Here is a 19,111-nt window from a genome sequence, read left to right as displayed (position 1 = left end):
TTTTATGTTTTTATTTGAAGCAAGATAAAGCCAAATAAAGGTGAGTAATGTCATTTAACTGATTGAATTTTAAAGCGGTTACTTGCTCAATTTTTTCAAGCCTATAGCGCAAGGTATTACGGTGAATATGCAGTGCTTGGCAAGTTTGATGGACATCGCAGTTTTGCTCAAAATAATGGCGGAGGGTTTTAATTAATATTCCCTTAGTGTCATACCGTTCCAGCAGGGTATAGGGTTGGCGTAACTGCTCGCGGCTCCATGGCTCATGCTGTACGCTATTGAGCAGTACAGGTAACTTATCATCTTGATAAAAGAATACGTCTCCCTGTTTATGGTGGGAGGCTTGCATCGTCAACTTGGCGGTTTGATAAGATTGAGCCAGCCCTGAGAGCGTTGGAAAATAATCACCTAGTGCAATTTTGATGGTGAATTTGCCCTCTTTTTTCACTCGCTTCAACAGTTGATTGACTCGTTTCGTTTCGGCCTCTTGTGACCAACCTTTTTCGGTGAGTGAGATGGGTTTTAAAACCACTACTTCGTTGTGAGAAACTGAAATGATCCCCACCAAATTGTCCCGTTCAGGGTATTCCAGCAGATGCACTAACTGCTGTAAGTGTTCTAGCGATAAGGCGGTATCGTTATCTGGGATCAATTTGACCACGGCAGCGATACGCGGCTGGGAAAGGTCGAGCCCTAATCGTTCGGCGATTGAATTGAGCTGTGTTTCATTGAGAGTTGCACCTTGAATTAGTTGTAATAGCAGCTCTTCACGGTGGCGCTTATTCCACTGTACTTGTGCCATCAGTGCAGCTTGTTCAACGATAAGCTCCGCCGTCATTTTGACCAGTTCGCCATAACGATGAACCTCCGTTGGGTTACCGGAAATTCCAACCACGCCGATCACCCGTTGTTGATAAATGATGGGGAAATTGATGCCGGGTTTAACGCCTTTTAGGTAACTGGCGGTGGCATGATCAATTTCAACCACTCGATTTTCATTGATGGCTAAAATCGCCCCTTCGTGTTTCTGGTGTAAACGAGTGGGATCACCTGAGCCAATAATGCGTCCCTTTTCATCCATTACGTTGACTGAATAAGTGATGATCTTCATCGCTCTTTCTACAATCTGGCGTGCGGTGGTTTCTGTGATCTGCATAATCTCAAGTGGTTTCGTTAGCCATAATCACCGATAATAACAAAGTTATCCGTATCCCCAAGCACCAATATCGAGAACCCGATGGACTACGAATTTAAAAAAAACACCCTAGATGGGAGCTATTACTGCTCTTTTTCGATGGGGCACGAAATTATTGGCCGTTGGCTACAAGAGGAGATCAGCAACGATCTTCCCAAAATAGATCAAGTTATTGCGCTAATGGCAGCATCGAAACGTGCATTTAATCAAGAGCAGACGCTTGAGGGGCAGGAGATCAGCGTGATGATTCTTGCCGATGAGGTCACGGTTCAGGCCAATGTTTTGACGCATGGTGAAGCGCTTGATAGTGACAGTGAGTTTGATTTTTACGATTGTGAAAGCACCGCAAGCTGCGGCATCGATGATTTTGCTTTGATGATCAAGCAGTGGTGCGAATTTGTACGTTACTCACCTGCGGACTTCACTTAGCGCTGCACAAAACTGGTGAAGATTAAACACTTCGCTTTATTTGTGGGAAAGGGTTGCACCTCATTTGTGCAACCCTTTTCTTTTTGGCATAAGAAATGGTTGCAAATCTTTTAAAATCATTAAGTTAAAAAGTTGGCACGCAGCTTGGATTGTATTGATCGTAAACGGACTACTGCTTGTGAGAGGATGCAATGAAACTGATCAACGCGATAATTAAACCATTTAAGTTAGACGATGTGCGTGAAGCTTTGGCCGATGTCGGCATCGAAGGGATGACGGTTTCCGAAGTGAAAGGCTTTGGTCGCCAAAAAGGGCACACCGAGCTCTACCGAGGCGCGGAATATCAAGTCGATTTTCTGCCTAAAGTGAAATTAGAAATAGCGACACAAGCTGAAAATGTCGATCGCGTGATAGAGGCGATTATCAAAGCGGCGCACACCGGAAAAATTGGTGACGGAAAAATTTTTGTGTATGACCTCAGCCAAGCTGTGCGTATTCGTACTGGCGAAATGGACAGTGAAGCACTGTAAAGATTCAAAGGATTGGAGATAACCATTATGGAATTAGCAGCAACGGTAACAGAGCTACGTTACGCACTCGATACGTTTTTTTTCTTGATTTCGGGTGCGTTGGTGATGTGGATGGCAGCTGGCTTTGCCATGCTAGAGGCGGGTTTAGTCCGTTCTAAAAACACCACTGAAATTTTAACCAAAAACTTTTGTTTGTACGCGATTGCCTGTACCACGTATTTAGTGGTTGGTTACAACATTATGTATGTTGATAACGCAGAAGCAGGCTGGCTGCCTTCATTCGGCTCCTTGATGGGTAGCCAAGCAGAAGGCGCGGATCACTCCCTTGAATCAGACTTTTTCTTCCAAGTGGTGTTTGTGGCAACCGCGATGTCGGTGGTTTCTGGCGCTGTCGCTGAGCGAATGAAATTGTGGTCGTTCCTTATTTTTTCCGTCATTTTGACCGCATTCATTTACCCAATGGAAGGCTATTGGACTTGGGGTGGTGGCTTTCTTTCTGCTGCCGGTTTCAGTGATTTTGCCGGCTCTGGTATTGTTCACTTAGCGGGTGCATCGGCGGCGCTAGCTGGGGTCATCTTGTTGGGAGCTCGTAAAGGTAAATACGGTAAAAATGGTGAAATTTACCCTATTCCGGGCTCCAACATGCCACTTGCGACTTTGGGTACATTTATCCTGTGGTTTGGCTGGTTTGGTTTTAACGGTGGTTCACAACTAATGCTGTCTGATTTTGAAAACGCAACAGCGGTTGGTCAGATTTTCCTCAACACCAATGCCGCTGCAGCAGCGGGTTCTATCGCGGCTCTATTAGTGTGTAAAACCACTTGGGGTAAAGCGGATTTAACCATGGTACTCAACGGTGCGTTGGCCGGGTTAGTGGCTATTACCGCTGATCCTCTCTCTCCATCACCACTGTATGCGGTAGCGATTGGTGCTGTAGCGGGTGTGTTGGTTGTGTTTAGCATTATAGCCCTTGATAAAGTGAAAATTGACGATCCTGTGGGCGCAATTTCAGTACATGGCGTATGTGGTTTGTTCGGTTTAATGGTTGTGCCAATCAGCAATACTGATGCGACTTTTGGCGCTCAACTACTTGGAGCCGCAGTGATTTTCGCTTGGGTATTTGGTGCAAGCCTTGTGGTTTGGGGCATCCTGAAGGCAACGATAGGCATTCGAGTTTCGGAAGAAGAAGAATTAGAAGGGATGGATATGCACGACTGTGGGGTGGGGGCCTACCCAGAATTCGTGACAATAAAGTAATATTTTCTTACAGATAACCTACCTAAAAACCTGCCGATTAAGGCAGGTTTTTTTATTGATTGAATTGTTTTTCAATCCATCATCAATATAATAACGAAACTGATAAACATTATCATTACCAATTTTAAAGGGAACTAGAAATGAAGAAACTGCTTACTCTGTCTGCGATGGCATGTAGTGTGATGGCTCCGAGCGCGATGGCGGCAGAGGAGGTCAACGTTTACTCATACCGCCAACCATTTTTGATTGAGCCGATGTTTAAAGAGTTCACTCAACAAACGGGCATTAAAGTGAATGTGAAGTTTGCGAAAGAAGGGATTGCTGAGAAATTGGTACAAGAGGGTGAGTACAGCCCTGCTGACGTGATTTTAACCTCAGAATTTAGCCGTCTTTTTGAGTTATCTGAAAAAGGTTTAGTCCAAGCGGTGGATAACAAAACCATTGAAACTAACATTCCTGCCCAATATCGCGATAGCGCAGATGAGTGGTTTGCACTAACAATACGTACCCGTAGCGTCTACTCATCACGCGATCGCGTAGGCAAGCTGGGTGATGACTTCAACTACGCTGACCTCGCGAAGCCTGAATTTAAAGGCAAAATCTGTACTCGTAGTGGTAAGCACCCTTACAACGTGGCGCTGGTTGCATCCATGATTGCAGAGCAAGGCGAAGCGAGCACTAAAGTTTGGCTTGAAGGTGTCAAAGCAAATTTAGCACGTAAGCCTCAAGGTAATGATCGTGACCAAGTTAAAGCGATTAAAGAAGGTTTGTGTGATGTCTCATTGGGTAATAGCTATTATTTAGGGAAAATGTTAGCTGATGAGAAGCAAAAATCATGGGCTGAAGCCGTCTACATCAACTTCCCAGGTCAGAATGCGCAAGGCACGCATGTTAACGTGAGTGGTATGGCGATGGCGAAGTACGCGCCTAACAAAGAAAACGCAGTTAAGCTGATGGAGTTTTTGACCAGCGATAAAGCACAGCACATGTACGCTGACGTCAACTTTGAATACCCAGTAAAAGCAGGTGTTGAGCGTTCTGCACTAGTCGCTTCATGGGGTGATTTTAAAGCGGATCCACTGCCGCTCGAAAAAATTGCCGACAATCATGCCGCGGCAATTAAGCTGCTTGATGAAGTGAAATTTGACCTTTAATCGGTTCTAGGGGTATAACAGTGCCCCTATTCTATTGAAGGGGCATGAGATGTATTTGCAAACGCATTTATGTGTCAGTAAGCCTTATTGTAATTAGGCAATGAAAGAAAAAAATACATTATGGAAAACCAGTAGTGCCAGTGTCACTGTGCTACTGGTTTTGCCGATCTTAGCCATCTTTATTACCGCTGCGGGACAAAGTTATGAGGTTTTTTCTCATCTCATGTCAACAGTGATGCCCACCTATACCTTTAATACCGTCGTATTAACGTTCAGTGTGATGGGGCTTTCTTTGCTATTTGGCATTCCCACTGCTTGGTTAATGGCGATGTGTAAGCTGCCTACCGAACGCATTTTACAATGGGCTTTGGTGTTACCACTTGCGATGCCCGGCTATATTATCGGTTACATCTTTACCGGTTGGTTTGACTACGCAGGCCCAGTGCAAGTGTTACTTAGAGATCTTACTGGCTGGGGCGCAGGTGATTACTGGTTTCCCGACATTCGCAGTTTGGGCGGGGCAAGCATTGTGCTTGCGCTGGTGCTGTACCCATATGTTTACCTACTGTGCCGTGCAGCATTCATGGAACAAAACGTCTCCTTATTGCAATCCGCTCGTCTATTAAAATGCTCTCCGTGGCAGAGTTTTCGTCTGATTTCACTACCGCTTGCACGGCCCGCGATGGCGGTTGGCCTCTCCTTAGTGGCGATGGAAACGGTGGGTGATTTTGGTACGGTGAGTTACTTTGCCGTTAATACCCTAACGACTGCGGTGTATGACACTTGGCTCGGTTATTCTAATTTGAATGCGGCAGCGAAAATATCCGCCATCATGTTGGTGATTGTATTATTACTGCTGAGCGCAGAGCGCTATAGCCGTCGTAAACAGAAATTATTTCAAAGCCAATTTAACAGCCATGAAGATTTTCGCTATCAGTTGCAAGGGTGGAAAAAATGGGCCGCTTTGTGTTGGTGTTGGGGGCTAGTTGCGCTCGCGTTTCTTCTGCCTTTATTGCAGTTGGTCTCATTCGCTTATCACTATTTTGCGAAAAGTTGGACTTCGGAGTTCCAAGACTTTGCGATCAATAGCTTAACGGTTTCGTTGACGACAGCGCTGGTGGCGGTGTTGATTGCTTTGGTCGTGAATTTTTGCCATCGGTTGAACGCCAATGGGGTGACTTTAGCCTTTATGCGCTTGTCTTCTATGGGTTATGCGGTTCCCGGAACCGTGCTAGCGATTGGTGTGATGGTTCCGGTGCTGTTTATGGATCATTGGGTCAATGATGTTGCTAAAGCGATGCAATGGGGGCGACCGGGTCTTATCTTTTCTGGTTCGATGTTTGCTATTATTTTTGCTTTAGTGGTGCGTTTTTCGGCCGTGGCGATTGGTAGCATAGAAAGTAGCCTCAATAAAGTCTCACCTTCTTTGGATATGGCGGCTCGAACTATGGGTTATCGATCGAACGCTATGCTGTGGCGAGTTCATCTGCCATTGATCCGCCGTGGTACGCTTATCGCTGGGTTGTTGGTGTTTATTGAGTCAATGAAAGAGCTGAATGCCGCTTTGTTATTGCGTCCGTTCAATTTCGAAACCTTGGCGACCTATGTTTATAACTACGCATCGGATGAACAATTAGAAGTGGCTGCTTTGCCTGCGATACTCTTGGTCGCGGTTGGTTTAATTCCGCTTATCGTCGTTAACCGTTCACTGGAGCAAAATCACTGATGAGTTGTGCGCTGTCTATCCATGATTTGACTTGCAAATATGAAAACCAAACGGTTTTACAATCACTGTCTCTGGAAGTCAAACAGGGAGAAATCGTCTGTTTATTAGGAGCAAGTGGTTGTGGGAAAACGACCTTATTGAAAGCTATTGCGGGTTTGCTGCCGCTTAGCTCAGGGGTGATGAGCCTTAATTGTGTGACGATTGATGATGGTCAACATTGGTTGCCACCGGAAGCGCGAAACATAGGGATGATTTTCCAAGATTATGCGCTGTTTCCTCACTTAACTGTTGCGGAAAATATCGCGTTTGGATTGCGTCAGCTCTCTCAAACCGAGCGCAAAGCGAAAGTCGAAGAGATGTTGGCATTAGTGCACTTAGCGGGGCTGGGGGATCGTTATCCTCATCAACTATCGGGTGGACAGCAGCAGCGAGTGGCGATTGCTCGCTCCTTGGCGTATAAACCGGATCTGCTACTGCTTGATGAGCCGTTTTCCAACATCGATACCCAAGTTCGCCATGAGTTGATCGGTGAAATTCGCAACATTTTTAAAAAGCAGGGTGTGACGGCTATTTTTGTGACCCATAGCCGCGAAGAAGCTTTTGCTTTTGCTGATAAAATGGCAGTAATGAACCACGGTGTGATTGAGCAATATGGCACCGCATCAGAGCTGTACTACCAACCGTCGAGTAAATTTGTGGCCGATTTCTTGGGTGGTGGAAGTTATTTAAGCGCCAAACGAATTTCAGAATGGCAATTTGAGACCGATTTAGGTGTGGTTGACGCCAAAGCTCAGCAACCCATTGAGCTTGAAGCCAAATGCGAATTACTACTGCGGCCACAACACATTCAAATTAGTGCGCAGCAAGAGAGCAAAGTCCGCGTGTTAGAGCAGCAATTTATGGGCGATCACTGCCGTTATGTGATTGATGCGTATGGCAGTAAGTTGCTGGCGAGTTCTTCACAGCCGTTGAGCGTCGGGCAAAATGTTGCAGTCAGCATTGATACGCAAGGTGTGTTGGCTTTTTAAAAAAAGCCCGGCATGACGCCGGGCAAGTGTTCTTCATCGATATACCTACAACCTCTTCATACTGTGCGGGTATAGCGACTCAAATTTGAGTCGAAGTGGGTAAAAGCTATAACGATAGAAAATCTTTCACCTGTTGAAGAACACGTTCTGCAGTGTCTTTATCCGCCATTTCGGCAAAAATGCGTAGCAATGGTTCAGTGCCAGAGAAACGAGCAATAACCCAGCCGCCGTTTTTAAAGTAGACTTTGGCTCCGTCTTCGTAACTGACTTTCTCAATCTCATACTCAAATTGAGGCAACTGTTTCTCAACGTAAATTTTGTTATACAACGACTCTTTTTGTGCGGCTTTAAATTTGCAGTCACCTTCTGCGGTGTAGGCGTAACCGTATTTCGCGTAAATTTCCCCCAGTAATTCGGAGAGTTTTTTACCTGTCACGCTGATCATTTCAACCAACAAACTCGATGCAAAAACCCCATCTTTACCTTTGATGTGTCCACGAATGGTTAAACCGCCGGAGCTTTCACCACCAATCAGTGAATCATCCGCTTCCATTTGTGAGCTGATGTGTTTAAAGCCAACGGGGACTTCAAAACTTTTCTCATCGTGGTCAGCGGCAATTTTATCCAGTAAGTGGGTGGTGGCGATGTTACGCACCACGGATCCTTTCCAGCCCTTATATTCAAGCAGGTAGTAGTAAAGCAGGATCAGTACTTCATTAGGATGGATGAAGTTGCCTTTCTCATCAATAATACCAAGTCGGTCTGCATCGCCGTCGGTACCTATCCCAATATCGTAACCTTCTGCGGCCACTAAATGTTTGAGACGATAAAGAGTCGCCGCATTAGGGGAAGGCATTAAACCGCCAAAATCGGGGTTTTTGCCATCATTGATCACATCCACATCGCAGCGGCCATTGATCAGAACCGTCTGCAATGCATTTTTCGCGACGCCAAACATAGGGTCAATCAACACACGCAGGTTGGCTTTTTTGATCGCTTCAATATCGATAAAGTTGATGATTGAATCGACAAACTCATTCATTGGATTGATGATGACAATCGATTTATCTTGCAGCGCTTGTTCAAATTCGACGTGTTTTACATCGGCAAGCGTCAGTGACGCGATTTGCTGTTCAATTTTTTGCGTGATCACCTCATCAGCGTCTCGTCCACCTTCAATGAACACTTTAATGCCGTTGTAGTCCGCAGGGTTGTGGGATGCCGTAATACACGCCGAATAGGCGCAATTCATTTCTTTGGCCTTGAACATCACAATAGGGGTAGGAACAAACTTATCGATAAAACTTACCACCACGCCATTCGCTGCTAAGACTTGCGCAAACCAACGTGCGGCTTTGTCAGAAAGAAAGCGGCGGTCGTAGCCGATAACGAACCCGTTGTTAGCCACATTTTCGTGGTTAATGATGTTGGCAAGTGATTGAGCCACTAGACAGACGTTGTCTTTGGTAAACTCTTCACCAATAAAGGCGCGCCAGCCACCTGTACCAAATTTGATCATAATAAAATCCTTGTGGGACGAATGTTGAGCCTCAGCTCCTTCGCGCTGAGGCTCAAATCGCGTTAACCGAGAATAACCACTACATCGTTGACACTGCCTTGTGCCATGACAGGAATCACGCCTTCTACTGCTTCGCTATTCACTGTGATTGTTTTCACCCCTTTACTGACGGAGTTCGGGTTTTGCACTGTGATGTTGTAAGTCGCGCCGCGCCATTGGCGAGTTACTTCAAAACCAGGCCAATTGGTAGGAATGCATGGGTCTACGACTAGGCCATCAAAACCTACACGAACACCCAAAATGAAGTTGGTGACGGCAAAGTAGGCCCAACCAGACGTACCTGTTAACCATGGATGGTTTGCACGGCCGTGATCTTGGTGATCTCGTCCCATAATGAACTGTACGTATGAGTAAGGTTCGGCAACGCGCTTTTCAATGATGTCGTTTTGGTTATAAGGGTTTAATGCGTCGTAGAACTTCATGGCTCGATCACCACGGCCGAGCTTAGTTTCTGCAACCCATGCCCAAGGGTTTGGATGTGAGAAAATAGCGCCATTTTCTTTAACACCTTGATAAACACGAGTAACGAAACCGATGTCATCATTAGGGGTTGAGAAGGAAGGTGCGTTCAGATGTAAGCCGTATTCCGAGAATAGATTCTCATCAACGGCATCCATCGCTTTTTCACCACGCTCTTGCGACACAGCGCCCGATAAGACGGCGAGTGTGTTTGATTCAAGATGAACTCGACCTTCAGTTTGCTGAGCGGTTCCTATCTTGTCGCCATTTTTCGTCAGGCCACGGATATACCAGCCGCCTTCTTCATCCCAAAGGTGAGTTTCACAAGCTTCACGTACGTTCGCCGCCATTTCGGTATATTTCGCAACATCCTCTGCATTGTCACGGTATTTTGCAAGGTCGATAAACTCTTGCAGCGCCCAAAAGTGGAGGAAAGAAACCATAGATGATTCGCCACCACCTAAGTTCAGGCAATCGTTCCAGTCAGCGCGTAAGCCTTTACAGATACCTGTTTGCCCCACGTATTCTGCCGAGAAGTTAAGCGCCGCCTTCATGTGTTCGTAAACCGTTGCATTGCCACCATCGGCGTAAGGGATCACTTCATCAAAGAAGGATGTTTCACCCGTTTCCATCACGTATTTACAGATGGTTGGAACGAGCCAGAGATGATCGTCAGAACACGTATCTTCAATGCCGTGGATCTTATCTTCATCACTTGGTGTTGGTACAACGGTTGGCGATTTTGATGGTTTGACATCCACTTTTTCTGGATCAAACCAGTCAGGATCAAATAGGTGTAGGCCATAGCCCGCTTTGACTTGACCACGAAGCAGATCAACCAAGCGTTTACGGGTCATCTTCGGGTTTGCGTGCGGTACTGAAATGGCATCTTGCGCCGTATCACGGTAACCAAGGCCAGTACGACCGCCCACTTCAATGAAAGAGGCAAAGCGAGACCACACCACACACGTTTCCGCTTGATAAAGCGTCCAAGTGTTGATCATGGTATCAAGGCCTTCATTTGGTGATTTTACTTGGAATTTCGCACAACGTTCATCCCAATGCGCTTTGATCCCAGCAAAAGCGGCATCGACATTAGCCAAGTCTTGGTACTTAGCACGCAAACGCGCGCCATTGCCTTTACCAATTCCCAAAATATAAGCAAAGCGAATTTCTTCACCCGGTTGGATCACAAATTGTTTGTGCAGCGAACCGCAATGGTTGTAGCAGGTTTGCGCGCTGTTCGAGCAGTGACCACGTTCTACTGCAATGGGATTGGCTTCGTCACGATACAAGCCGAGGAAGGTATCGCGTTGTCCATCATAAGAATCTGGATCAAACGTCGAGGCTAAGTAGTAAAAGCCTTCGAAATCATTGGTGTTGTAGTAAAGATCGTACTCAATCACACCAGCGTGATAAGCGGTACCTGCAGAGTAAAGCGACATCTGATGGTTTTGGTTATCGGATTGAATGTGACTAAAAGAGAATTCAACAAACGAAAAAGCGCTGATAGTGCGAGTCTCAGTGGAATCGTTTTTAATGACGACATCCCAAATTTCAGCATCTTCGCCTTTCGGTACAAAGAGAGTTTTAGTGGCAGTAATGCCGCTGTATTTACATTTGAATTTGGAGTAAGAGAGGCCGTGGCGGACTTCATACTTCGCTTCTTCTAAGCTTTTTGCTACGGGTTGCCAAGAAATAGACCAATAGTCGCCAGTTGCATCGTCACGTAAGTAAACATAGTGCCCCGGGCGATCAAAAGAAGCGTTCGGGCGAAATTTGGTAACACGGTTATATTCTGGTGAATTGTAAAAAGAGTAACCGCCCGCGTTATGAGAGATCACGGTGCAGAATTTTTCTGTCCCTAAGTAGTTGGTCCAAGGCGCTGGAACGTCAGGGCGTGTGATGACATATTCACGATTGTCGTTATCGAAATAGCCGTATTTCATTGTCATTTCCTTTTAAACAAACTGCGTCTTTTGCAGCCAAAAATTATGCTAGTGAAAACCAAGGAGAGGTAATGCCGACTCCAAGTGTTGTGTTTATTTCCATGGTGCTCGGTAACGGATGCCTTGCTTGTCCAACATAGGCAGATGTCCTTTGAGCCGTGACAGATAATCTTGCCAATCACGATGCACTTTATGGGTCCATCCTGCTTCGGCGAGTGCAGTTAAGCGTGGGTAAATCATGTATTCCATACGCTGTGGGTTATTGATTAATTCACACCATAAAGCGCACTGAATACCGAGAATTCGCTTACGGAGTGGATCGTTTTCGGGCACTTCGGCTAAGGGTTCATAGCGATAGGCTTTTTCTAATGGGGTGACACCAGCCCAGTCAACGCCCGGTTCTTCTGGTGCATAATCTTGAGCAATATCCAGATACGTGTACTGACCGGGTTGTAAAATCACATCAAACCCCTGTTTCGCGCAGTTCAATGCCGCCGCTTCAGAAAGCCAAGAGTAGATAACAGTATCTTTACTGACCTTATTGCCATGATGCGCTTCTTCCCAGCCGACCATGCGTTTGCCAAGCGTACGCAGTTTTTGTTCGGCATAACGTAGTAAGTGTCCTTGTAATTCTTTGGCCTCGGTATAGCCATTATCAGCCATCAGTTGTTGACATTTAGGGCTGTTAATCCAGACCCCATCGGGCACTTCGTCGGCACCAATATGGATAAAGGGGGATGGAAATAGCTCAGAGACTTCTTGCAAGACGATATCTAAGAACTCATACGTACCTTCAAGGGCGGGGGAGAGGACGTTATCGTTATAATATTGAATGCTGCGATAGTGTGATTGATCCTCTTTATCGGTCAGCAGATGAGGCAGAGATTTGATCGCGGCGCGGCAATGTCCGGGAACATCAATTTCAGGGATCACTGTGATACCACGCTCTTGAGCGTATGCGATAACCTCTTTGATCTCTTGTTGTGTATAGAAACCACCGTGGCGCTGCGTTAACAAGCTGTATTGAGGTTCGAGCACTTCATCAACCCCTCGCCATGCACCGATGTCGGTGAGTTGTGGCAGTGCTTTAATTTCGATACGCCATCCTTCGTCATCGGTCAAATGCCAATGGAACGTATTGAATTTGTAATGCGCTAATTGGTTAATAAGCCGCTTAACTGTCTCGATTCCATGAAAATGGCGCGCACAATCGAGCATCATGCCTCGGTACTTAAAGCGTGGCGCATCACTGATTTTGACGCAGGGGACTAACCACGATTGATCTTGAACTTGAATCAACTGCAACAGGGTCGCGCTAGCATACATAAAGCCTTGATGGCCACTCGCCTCTAAGCGAATGCCGGTACGATCGACGTTGAGTTGATACGCGCCCTCGTCAAAGGTCGGGTTAGTGCGGTAGATAATATCAGCGCTGCCAATGGGTTTGGGCTGAAAATCAAATATACGGTTGAGTTCCTGTTGTAACCAAGTCGCAGCTTGCTCAGCGCACGTGGATTGCAAGGTAATCTGGCTCGAAGTCGTTAAGGTGCAATGCCCTGTGCCGGATTCAATCTTGTTTGGTAATGGAATGAGACTGAGGCTCGCGGCTTCTGTTGCGGGTATTTCACTGCGCTCACGATAAGGCGAGGCGAGAGCAATCGGAGTTACGATCACATCATGACGTTCGAGCGGTTGCTCACCATTGCATTGAACAAAAGCGTGCTTTACGCCATCAGTGTAAAAATGGAAAGGGGCGGTTTTGATGCTAAATTCACAGTAAAAATGCGAGTTTGCAGCAAGCACGGTCATATCTGGCGTTAATGAGCAGAAACTGCCTATTTGCACTACGTTGCCATGGGTGATGCTGTCTGGCTGAATGAAGCGATCAATCACAAAATGTAACGACCAGTCTTTTAGGTCTTGATCGCTTAAGTTATGGAACGTTAAACCAAAACGGCAAAATTGCTTCTGTTCTGAGAGTACCGCAAAGTCAATTCGATAGCTCATAGTGATTCCTTAATACAAATTATGCTCGGCTTTGCCGGCAAACATAATCGCGCCTTCGATAGCGTCGAATTGAGGTTGAACAATCCACTGCTGTACCGGTGGAGAAAGCCAATACAAGATACGCTCTGCAATGCTACCCATGAGGCAGATCCGCTTGGCTCCTTTGTTATGAAGAGCGACAAGAAACATTTCGATGTCTGCCGCGGTTTGTTTGAGAAGCTCTATCGCCAGCGCATCACCTTGTTGCGCTAGAGAAAAAATAACGGGAGAGAACTGGCCATAGTCTCGTGGGAGTGCGTTTTTTGACCATTCGACAATCTGATCAACATCGTGGTTAAAATGTTGCATCACATGAGCGCTTAATAATGAAGGCTCGCCGATGCCATCTGCAATGAGCAGCACGCGCTGGATTAGGCGTAAACCCATGATGGCACCACTGCCTTGATCGGATATGGGAAACTCTCGTCCACCCACCACATGCTGCTGCCCGGCGTGTAAAAATAGGCCACAAGAGCCCGTTCCCGCGATCATAATTGCGCCATCGTCGCCATTATGAGCACCAATACACGCACCGTAAGCATCTGTGTTGAGCGTTAGTGAAGCAAAAGGATGTGTCTGAGACATAAACGCATGCCATGCGGATTTTTGTTCTGCGCCAGCCAGAGCAAGACCCACGTGCATCTGAGCAAAATTCTCTTTCGTCAGCCCGCTTTGGTGCGCCGCTTGAGTAATTGCATCAATGATCGTCTGCATGGCAAGTTCCACACCCAATAAAATATTGGCGCTACCGCTTTTCGCTTCACCTAACAGCGCGCCTTGCTCGTTGCGGATGCGTGCGCGACATGATGTGCCGCCTCCATCAATACCGACATAATAAAAGGTCATGATTGCCTCTCTAAGTCTGGTGTTGAGAAGTGGCAAAACTGGGTTGTGATGGCCAGCAGATACCAAGCACCATGAGGAATCCATTGCTCAGCCCAACGCCAGTTTTGCAGCATGTCATCCTTCTGTTTCGCTGGGTTAAAAGCGATATCTTCTTCATCTTCAAAACCGCCTGTAATGCCATTACACACTCCCCCTTTGGCGTTAAAAAAGCCTAAATGGGGTAGGTAGTCTGGATTGTTGCGACCGTGCCCATCGAGCATGCACATATCGTATGGATTTAATCCGATAATCCAGTTCAATGCATTTTGTGCAAAGGTGGTTAAAGGGGCATGCAGATCTGCGTTGACGAAGGCTTGGGCGCGATAAGCCATACACGCGAGCGATCCTAAACGCGCATTTTCGCCTTGCCACCAGTAGCCGGATTCATTGTCGTGAGCGACAAAAAATGCGCAGCGTTTGTCGCCATTCACAGGTTTTACATATTGGCGTGGGTAGCCAAATGGGTTACTGACTTGATGAGTGATAGTGAGCTCAAAGCGGCAAGCATTCTCAATCACTTGAACGACCGATTGTTTGCGGTGTTCTTCTGTTTCAATCTCGAGATATTCGCACAGTGCAATCACTGGTAGTCCAGCTTCGGCGGCGTGATAATAAGGACGAGTGGCATCACTATTGGCTGCCCAATAATGAGCGATGTTAGCGTCGCTGTGTTGATAAGCGCATAACCTTTGTGCCCAAAGACGACACTCAACCAGATAATTTGCTTGATGAGTTGAGCGGTAGAGTTCAACCGATGCAAGCAGAGCGCAATAGGCATCAATGATGTTCTCTTGACCATCGTCGAGATAGCGCGTGTTATTTTCTTTTAAATGCCAGTAACCATGCTCCGCCGCTGTTAAATAGTGTTCTGAGGTGAAATCACCGTGAACATCTAAACGTGCTGCCACCGCAAGAGCGGCAATCGCAATGCCTCCCCCTTGACGAAATCCGGCTTGATAATCGTCAGACTTGTGGCCAGATTGAGTGGCATAGGCGCAGATCTCTCGCTGCTTAATGTCCTTGCTCCATTTGTCAAAGACCGTTGTATAAAAGAACCCCTCGGAGTTTTGCATGCGGATCAGAAAATCAGCACCAAATAACGCCTCTTCCTTAAGGCGAGTGCGAGAAAATGCAGCAAAACTCGAGTGATGTTCTAGTTGTGCCAATCCCTTTAGCATATTCCAAACCACCATTGGGGTTTGTTGAGGGTTTAAATAGTTGGCGTAAGAAAGGTGACTCAGATACTTACTGACGTCACCGGAAGCGTCGTACCAGCCACCGTGTACATCGGCAGTGGTTGATGTACCAAGCAGTGGTACGAGCTTATCTTGCTGGTCGAAAATGCCACCACAACGTTGTGATTTGAAGTAGTGCAATACATCAGAAAACGTTTTTTTCATCAGTATCCCTTCACCAATTTCAAAAATAGGGGAGTGGGTATTTTCAAAACGCAGGTAATACTGCCCTGAAGTGGTGTATTGAGAAAAGTCGATCGTGTAAAAGCTACCTAAATGCCAATGTGCGACTTTAGCTTGTGGTTCAACAACGAAAGTCGACACCGTTTGATGGCTGTTTGCACAAACAAGCAGGGCGATATCGGAAGAAACACGGAGCGTGTTACTCATTAGTATCGCCTGTTTTGGCCCTTGTGGCTCATAACCAATATGGTTAATCAGTAGCAGCATTAAACATCTCCAAGCCAGATCTTTGATTTCTCGCCAGCACTTAACCAGTTGAGGCATGTGCTGACTTTGTTTTATAGGTTTACCTAAGGTATTGAAGCCGATGAGGTTATGTCAGCGGCTTCAATCGCTTAAGGTGTGCGTTAGTGATTATTCAAATAAGTAACAACGAACAAAGTGGTTATCAGACAACTGAGTCACCGCTGGAAGTTGTTCACGACATTTGTCACTTGCCTGCATGCATCGACCAGCAAAAGGGCAGCCTGTTGATACTGGAGTCCAAAGTGGAATTTCGCCTTTGTTCCCTTTGAGCTTCTCGTGTATCGATTTACTAGGATCTGGTACTGCGGAAACCAATAGTTGAGTATATGGGTGCTGAGGATCGTGAATGATCTCTTCGGTATCGCCCCATTCCACCATATGTCCGACGTACATGACGGCTAAGTCTTCGGCGATGTAGCGTGCGGTGGCGATGTCGTGCGTGATATAAAGCAGCGACATCTGCTTTTCAAACTTCATCTCTTCCATCAGGTTGAGAACACCCGCACGAATCGACACATCCAACATGGAGGTTGGTTCATCAGCCAGTACCACTTCGGCACCAACCGCGATATTACGCGCTAAGTTGACACGTTGGCGCTGTCCACCAGACAACTGGTGCGGATATTTCGCGGCTGTTTCTTTTGGTGGAATAAGGCCGACTTGTTCCAGTAAATCGTGAACGCGTTCTTCTAACTCTCTCTTATTACCTGACGTCACTTTTTTATGGATAAGCAGTGGACGAGCAATATGATGAAAAATGGTATGAGTTGGGTTGAGTGAGCCAAACGGATCTTGCCATACCATCTGGACGCCTTCGCGATAGTGCATCAGGTCACTGCGTGAAGTGATGTCTAAAATATCGCGTCCTTTGTATTCAATTACACCGGATGTTGGGGCGTACATTTTGGCAATCATTTTAGCGGTTGTTGATTTGCCAGAGCCTGATTCACCCACGACAGCCAAGCCGCGGCTTTTGAACATTTTGAACGATACGTCGTTGATCGCTCGCATCATAGGTTGTTTTAGGGTGTTACTGTTGATTGGAAAATCTTTAACTAGATTTTTCCCCTCAACCAGTAATTCACCGAAATTTTTGCTCATAATTGTCTCCAGAAATTTTTGTAATACAGCTTGTGCTCTACAGTTTCACTTGAGCAATTGGGTCACCGTAAAGGTGGCAACTGGAGAAGCGTCCAAGCTCTATTTGGCGCAAACTCGTTGGAATTTTGGTGCAAGCTTCATGTACGCGATCGCAACGAGCTTGGAAACGACAACCTTGAGGTATATCCAATAAGTTCAACGGGTTACCTGGTATTCCAGTTAACTTCGTTTTAGGGCCTGTCAGTGGAGGGAAAGAACTACCCAGCCCTTTGGTGTAAGGGTGGAAAGGGCTTTCCAGAATCTGTTTAGAAGGAGCCACTTCAATTAATTCACCGGAATACATGATGCCAATTCGATCGGAGAACTCGACCATCAACGACAAGTCATGGGTGATGAACAAGATAGAGAAGCCAAACTCTTCTTTCAGCGCATAGATTTTTTGCAATATTTCACGTTGGACAACCACATCAAGTGCCGTAGTGGGCTCATCCATAATGATCATTTTAGGATTGAGCGCGAGAGCAATTGCAATCACCAAGCGCTGACGCATACCCCCAGAGAATTGGTGTGGGTAATCGTTTAATCGACTTGGGTGAATATCGACAATTTCTAACAAACCTTCAGCACGGCGTTTAGCTTGTTCACGAGTCATGTTGGTATGGCGCATGATCACGTCACAAAATTGCTCTTCCATCGTCAATACTGGGTTCAAAGCGTTCATCGCACTTTGAAACACCATCGACATTTGGCTCCAGCGAAAGGATTGCATGCGTTCATCGCTGTATTTAATGATATTTTCACCATTAAAAATCACTTCTCCACCAGTAATAAACGCGGGCGGCTTATGCAGACGCATCAGTGAAAATGCGATAGTTGATTTACCACAGCCAGATTCACCAGCAAGGCCAAATACTTCGCCAGGTGCAATGTCAAAACTGACGTTGCTGCATGCTCGAACATCACCTGCGTCGGTGATGTAGTCAACGCATAGGTTACGGATTGAAATAAGTGGGTTTGTCATGATTATTTATCTCCGCTCCAAAGTGCATTTTGTGGTGGCAGGTCAGGCTGACGCTCTTTCTTGTCTTGCTCTGCGAGTTTTTTCCAACGCTTCATTCCTTTGTGTGAACGCAGTTGTGGGTTGGCAATTTCATCGACCGCAAAGTTCAGTAAAGCCAAACCAGTAACGAGTAGAGTCAAAGCAATACAAGGAGCAAGCAGTTCCCACCAAGCGCCAATCAGCATAGAAGAGGACGTTTGAACGTTGTACAACATGATGCCCCAACTGATGGTGTTTGGATCGCCAAGACCAAGGAAGGAGATAGTGGCTTCCATCATGATGGCGTACATCACTGAACCGATGAAGCTAGCGCCAACGATGGAGATGAGGTTAGGTAGAATCTCAACGAAAATGATGCGCCATGATGATTCACCCAAGACTTCCGCCGCTCTGACAAATTCTTTTTCACGCAGTGCGAGGGTTTGTGAGCGTACGACCCTAGCGCCCCAAGCCCAGGAGGTGCAGCCAATGATGAGTGCAATGGTTAATGGGCCGGCCTCTCCAATAAATGCCGCGACCACGAATAAAAGAGGATATTGCGGTATCACCAGCATGATATTCATAGCGGCGGTTAGAATGTCATCGACCTTACCGCCAAAGTAACCGGCAGAAACACCAATCACAGTCGCAAGAAAACAGACGGTCATTCCTGCGCCAAAACCCACGGCGAGTGAGACTCGTGCGCCATACACCACTTGTGACCAAACATCGCGTCCCATACGAGAGGTGCCTAGCACATGGTCTTCACCTTTTGAGAGTAGTAAGGTACGGCGGTCAGTTGCCAAGTTTTCAGCAATCCAGCCATTCGGATCTGCTTTAGCGGCTTTGACGACGAACGATGGGTACTCGTGTGGATTTCCGGTACGTTTATCTGGCGCATGTTTGGTGATCAGTGGCGCAGCAAGGGCGATGAATAAAAATAGGCCCAAAATAATGACACCGACCATGGCAACGGTATTGCCGCGAATGAGTTTAATGAGATCTTTCAT

15 protein-coding genes are annotated in these 19,111 nt (G+C 46.4%); 6 read left to right on the top strand and 9 right to left on the bottom strand.

Annotated elements, in window-relative coordinates; translation table 11 throughout:
* Positions 1–10: 10 nt before the first annotated feature.
* Positions 11–1,156, bottom strand: coding sequence for a sugar diacid recognition domain-containing protein (locus AACQ75_RS18015; protein WP_017048371.1), 1,146 nt, complete (start codon positions 1,154–1,156; stop codon positions 11–13).
* 81 nt (positions 1,157–1,237) lie between these two features.
* On the opposite strand from AACQ75_RS18015, the gene AACQ75_RS18010 reads away from it, so the two are divergent.
* The 6 genes from AACQ75_RS18010 (at position 1,238) to AACQ75_RS17985 (ending at position 7,319) form a co-directional block, all read left to right on the top strand.
* Positions 1,238–1,624, top strand: a complete 387-nt coding sequence (locus tag AACQ75_RS18010) for a YacL family protein (protein WP_010317535.1) — start codon at positions 1,238–1,240, stop codon at positions 1,622–1,624.
* Between the two features lie 191 nt (positions 1,625–1,815).
* The gene (locus tag AACQ75_RS18005) at positions 1,816–2,154 is read left to right on the top strand and encodes a P-II family nitrogen regulator (protein ID WP_010317537.1); all 339 of its coding nucleotides are present in this window, start codon (positions 1,816–1,818) and stop codon (positions 2,152–2,154) included.
* Between the two features lie 27 nt (positions 2,155–2,181).
* On the top strand, positions 2,182–3,411 hold the full coding sequence (locus AACQ75_RS18000; RefSeq protein WP_029189899.1) for an ammonium transporter: 1,230 nt from the start codon (positions 2,182–2,184) through the stop codon (positions 3,409–3,411).
* Between the two features lie 140 nt (positions 3,412–3,551).
* Positions 3,552–4,565, top strand: a complete 1,014-nt coding sequence (locus tag AACQ75_RS17995; protein WP_013857651.1) for a Fe(3+) ABC transporter substrate-binding protein — start codon at positions 3,552–3,554, stop codon at positions 4,563–4,565.
* Positions 4,566–4,665: 100 nt separating this feature from the next.
* Positions 4,666–6,291: an ABC transporter permease gene (locus AACQ75_RS17990; protein WP_170889170.1), complete on the top strand. Its 1,626-nt coding sequence runs from the start codon at positions 4,666–4,668 to the stop codon at positions 6,289–6,291.
* The gene (locus AACQ75_RS17985; RefSeq protein WP_013857649.1) at positions 6,291–7,319 is read left to right on the top strand and encodes an ABC transporter ATP-binding protein; all 1,029 of its coding nucleotides are present in this window, start codon (positions 6,291–6,293) and stop codon (positions 7,317–7,319) included. Before AACQ75_RS17990 ends, AACQ75_RS17985 begins: the two co-directional genes overlap by 1 nt.
* 106 nt (positions 7,320–7,425) lie before the next feature.
* Here AACQ75_RS17985 and AACQ75_RS17980 read toward each other — a convergent pair whose 3' ends face one another.
* From AACQ75_RS17980 to AACQ75_RS17945, 8 genes are all read right to left on the bottom strand, one after another.
* Positions 7,426–8,838: a phosphoglucomutase/phosphomannomutase family protein gene (locus AACQ75_RS17980; protein WP_013857648.1), complete on the bottom strand. Its 1,413-nt coding sequence runs from the start codon at positions 8,836–8,838 to the stop codon at positions 7,426–7,428.
* 62 nt (positions 8,839–8,900) lie between these two features.
* A complete protein-coding gene (locus AACQ75_RS17975) occupies positions 8,901–11,306 on the bottom strand; it encodes a GH36-type glycosyl hydrolase domain-containing protein (protein WP_170889169.1) in 2,406 nt (801 codons plus the stop codon).
* A 93-nt stretch (positions 11,307–11,399) separates the two neighbouring features.
* On the bottom strand, positions 11,400–13,313 hold the full coding sequence (locus tag AACQ75_RS17970; protein WP_013857646.1) for a beta-N-acetylhexosaminidase: 1,914 nt from the start codon (positions 13,311–13,313) through the stop codon (positions 11,400–11,402).
* Positions 13,314–13,322: 9 nt separating this feature from the next.
* Positions 13,323–14,198 carry an N-acetylglucosamine kinase gene (locus tag AACQ75_RS17965; protein WP_013857645.1) on the bottom strand — a complete coding sequence of 292 codons (876 nt, stop codon included), beginning with the start codon at positions 14,196–14,198 and terminating at the stop codon, positions 13,323–13,325.
* Positions 14,195–15,922: a glycoside hydrolase family 9 protein gene (locus tag AACQ75_RS17960; protein ID WP_017049769.1), complete on the bottom strand. Its 1,728-nt coding sequence runs from the start codon at positions 15,920–15,922 to the stop codon at positions 14,195–14,197. Before AACQ75_RS17960 ends, AACQ75_RS17965 begins: the two co-directional genes overlap by 4 nt.
* A gap of 147 nt (positions 15,923–16,069) precedes the next feature.
* Entirely contained in the window at positions 16,070–17,062 is a 993-nt protein-coding gene (locus tag AACQ75_RS17955; protein WP_013857643.1) for an ABC transporter ATP-binding protein, read from the bottom strand.
* Positions 17,063–17,099: 37 nt separating this feature from the next.
* Positions 17,100–18,083: an ABC transporter ATP-binding protein gene (locus AACQ75_RS17950; RefSeq protein ID WP_013857642.1), complete on the bottom strand. Its 984-nt coding sequence runs from the start codon at positions 18,081–18,083 to the stop codon at positions 17,100–17,102.
* 2 nt (positions 18,084–18,085) lie between these two features.
* Entirely contained in the window at positions 18,086–19,111 is a 1,026-nt protein-coding gene (locus tag AACQ75_RS17945; protein ID WP_013857641.1) for an ABC transporter permease, read from the bottom strand.

Source organism: Vibrio sp. B1-2 (assembly GCF_963888445.1).
Taxonomy (GTDB): domain Bacteria; phylum Pseudomonadota; class Gammaproteobacteria; order Enterobacterales; family Vibrionaceae; genus Vibrio; species Vibrio anguillarum.
The sequence above is the reverse complement of the archived record's forward strand: the minus strand, read 5'-3'. Positions and strand labels throughout refer to the sequence as shown.

Coding starts and splice junctions, on each gene's coding strand:
- AACQ75_RS18015 (WP_017048371.1), bottom strand. CDS start 1,156: ATGCAGATCACAGAAACCACCGCACGCCAGATTGTAGAAAGAGCGATG.
- AACQ75_RS18010 (WP_010317535.1), top strand. CDS start 1,238: ATGGACTACGAATTTAAAAAAAACACCCTAGATGGGAGCTATTACTGC.
- AACQ75_RS18005 (WP_010317537.1), top strand. CDS start 1,816: ATGAAACTGATCAACGCGATAATTAAACCATTTAAGTTAGACGATGTG.
- AACQ75_RS18000 (WP_029189899.1), top strand. CDS start 2,182: ATGGAATTAGCAGCAACGGTAACAGAGCTACGTTACGCACTCGATACG.
- AACQ75_RS17995 (WP_013857651.1), top strand. CDS start 3,552: ATGAAGAAACTGCTTACTCTGTCTGCGATGGCATGTAGTGTGATGGCT.
- AACQ75_RS17990 (WP_170889170.1), top strand. CDS start 4,666: ATGAAAGAAAAAAATACATTATGGAAAACCAGTAGTGCCAGTGTCACT.
- AACQ75_RS17985 (WP_013857649.1), top strand. CDS start 6,291: ATGAGTTGTGCGCTGTCTATCCATGATTTGACTTGCAAATATGAAAAC.
- AACQ75_RS17980 (WP_013857648.1), bottom strand. CDS start 8,838: ATGATCAAATTTGGTACAGGTGGCTGGCGCGCCTTTATTGGTGAAGAG.
- AACQ75_RS17975 (WP_170889169.1), bottom strand. CDS start 11,306: ATGAAATACGGCTATTTCGATAACGACAATCGTGAATATGTCATCACA.
- AACQ75_RS17970 (WP_013857646.1), bottom strand. CDS start 13,313: ATGAGCTATCGAATTGACTTTGCGGTACTCTCAGAACAGAAGCAATTT.
- AACQ75_RS17965 (WP_013857645.1), bottom strand. CDS start 14,198: ATGACCTTTTATTATGTCGGTATTGATGGAGGCGGCACATCATGTCGC.
- AACQ75_RS17960 (WP_017049769.1), bottom strand. CDS start 15,922: ATGCTGCTACTGATTAACCATATTGGTTATGAGCCACAAGGGCCAAAA.
- AACQ75_RS17955 (WP_013857643.1), bottom strand. CDS start 17,062: ATGAGCAAAAATTTCGGTGAATTACTGGTTGAGGGGAAAAATCTAGTT.
- AACQ75_RS17950 (WP_013857642.1), bottom strand. CDS start 18,083: ATGACAAACCCACTTATTTCAATCCGTAACCTATGCGTTGACTACATC.
- AACQ75_RS17945 (WP_013857641.1), bottom strand. CDS start 19,111: ATGAAAGATCTCATTAAACTCATTCGCGGCAATACCGTTGCCATGGTC.